A 2333-nucleotide genomic window follows, 5' to 3' on the forward strand; every position below is an offset into this window, starting at 1 on the left:
TTTTACTTTCACCTAACTTTCACTACTTTCACTGTTTTTTAGCTGGATGCGAAGAGCGCCGCATCGTCATAGCCGTATGCCTTTCGGTACAGTTCCTTTGCTTCATCGGTCAAGGTGTATCTGCGGTAGAAGTTGCCGCCAGTACCCCGGCGTGTGATTAAATCGGCATGGACTGTGTTCAAATAGGCGGCAAGTTCCGCGCGGAACTCCTTGGCGGTCTTGGCGTAGCCATGGTTATTGTCAGCGCACCAAGCCTTATAAACCTCAAATACTCTGCCAGTGGTGCAATTGTCCTTGATCTTAAGTTGCGGGCGCTCTGCCATGCACTCTTGGAAAAAGGCGATCACGGTATTGTTTTCTTCCATATAAGTCTTGCGGGCAGCAGCCACACTCTCCGGCTCGGAGAATACATAACCGTTTGCAATCACCTGTTTGAGTGCCATAACCGCCTTGTGGACAATTCCGCTGCGTTCGGCATATAGCTTGTCCAATAGCTGCTTGTCCTGCTTGGCAAGCGGGATTACATTCGAGCATTCCATCTGCATAATGCGGTTGTAGACCCAATGCCCGTCATCGCCGCCGAACTTCGGCAGACGGTTCATGCAAAACCACAGCAGGCCGTTGTAGGTGAACTCAAAGCCGTTATGCCCTTTGAATTCGGCAAACAGGCTGTCACCGCCAGTGCATTTCTTGAAGGTTTTCAGTTCATCCACGGTCAGGAAACTCATATCAGAACTTCCGGCAAGGCGCTTGTTGTAGATGTTTCCGGTTCCGAACCGCGCTTCGATTTCCTTAAGGTCGATGCCGATGAAGTTCCCACGCCCGAGTAGCCGCTCGGTCAGGCTCTTTAGCTGCGACTTTCCGGTATCGCCGGGGCCAACCATGAACAAAGCCTTTTTCATCCGCCAGCCTTTGACGTTGGACAAGCACACGCCCATGAACTCCAGGAGCAGGTTTTCAATTTCCTTATCGCCGCTTGTCAGCGCAGCCATGAAAAGGTCGAACACCGGAGTGGCGCTCGGACTTCCCATCCAGTCGCAGGGTATCTGTATCGTTGACAGGATATCCGCGCTATGGGGAAGTATCGCCATATCCGATACTCGGAGGATGCAATTCTGGAAGTTGATGATGTCTTCGTCAGAGTTTAGTTCATCATTGGTTTTAAACACGAGGTCAGTGGCGATCTGTTGGAACACCTCACTGACATCGCCCATGCGCAGGAGGTTCTCGTCAAAGCTGGCAATATACTCCTTGATGACGCCTTTGAGCATTTCATCGGCATAGAGCCTGTAGCAGCCACTTTCATATACATAACGGAGAACTCCGCCCTTGGCGCTGTCCCGCACGAAGATATACCGCAAATCCTCGCGGATGTGTCTGGCCAGCATGGGACAGTTGACCCGCAGCCGTTTGGCGTTTTGGTCATAGTAGATGTAGGGGGGCATCGGCCTTTTCGCAATGTGGAACCTTCCGTTGCAGCCAGCAATCGCTTTTTCAATGGTAGCTTTGCGGTAATCCTCGCGTTTCCACTTTTCCTCCCGGTACAGCTTGGACTGCCGGAAAAGGGTGTCGATACTACTGACATCCCCGCCTGTGCCGTAAGCCAGAAAGCTGCATAAAGCCAGGTCGGCTTCGGAAGGGCTGGCGTAGCCTGAGATATCCCCGTGGTCAAAGAGGGCGATGAACTTCGCGCCGTTCTTCGCCTTTCGCAAAGCGGCGAGGACGTCAAAATCATCAAAAGCGGCACTGTGGTCAATCTCCGGATTTTTTGCCAAGTCTTTTTTCATATACCTGTCCAGGATGGCTTGGATTCCTTCAGTCTGCTCGCTTACAGGCATTTCGTTAATGGTGTTGCCAGTGAAGGTCATGTAGCGATTAGTCAGCCCGCCGAAGTAAATCTCCATGTTGTTGTGTGGGTTTTTGACGTAATATTCCGGGGCCAGCTTTCCATCCGACTGCGGGACTTTGGCTAAGTCCACAGTTGCGATATAGTGGATGCCGTGGCCGCTTGGCGAACGCTCCCCGTAGGTTTTAAGCTGATGGCTTAATTCTGTGGCAAGGGTATCATCATCGCTAATGTGGTCAAGGTCAATAACCACGATCCCGGCAGGGATGACAAAGCCTATGCCGTCAAAGGAGCCTTTCTCCTTGGCTTGTGTTGCTTCATTATAGGAAACCCAATCGCCGCTGTATTTCTTGCTTGTCCCAGTCCTGCGCCCTTTAATGGAATACAGTACCTTGGTGCGGCGGCCCTTGACAGCTTCATAACGCCAACATACCCAGATTGGCTCTTGTTTCAGTTTTTCCACTGCCGCCGCCCCCTTTCGACTTAG

The 2333-nt window shown here is 51.7% G+C and carries 1 protein-coding gene; it reads right to left on the reverse strand.

All coding sequences use genetic code 11. The features are described 5' to 3' along the window. Window positions 1-38: 38 nt before the first annotated feature. Window positions 39-2309, reverse strand: coding sequence for a phage/plasmid primase, P4 family (locus C508_RS0117270; RefSeq protein WP_026319592.1), 2271 nt, complete (start codon window positions 2307-2309; stop codon window positions 39-41). Window positions 2310-2333 lie beyond the last annotated feature (24 nt).

Origin of the sequence: Anaeromusa acidaminophila DSM 3853 (genome assembly GCF_000374545.1) — a bacterium.
Lineage (GTDB): Bacteria > Bacillota > Negativicutes > Anaeromusales > Anaeromusaceae > Anaeromusa > Anaeromusa acidaminophila.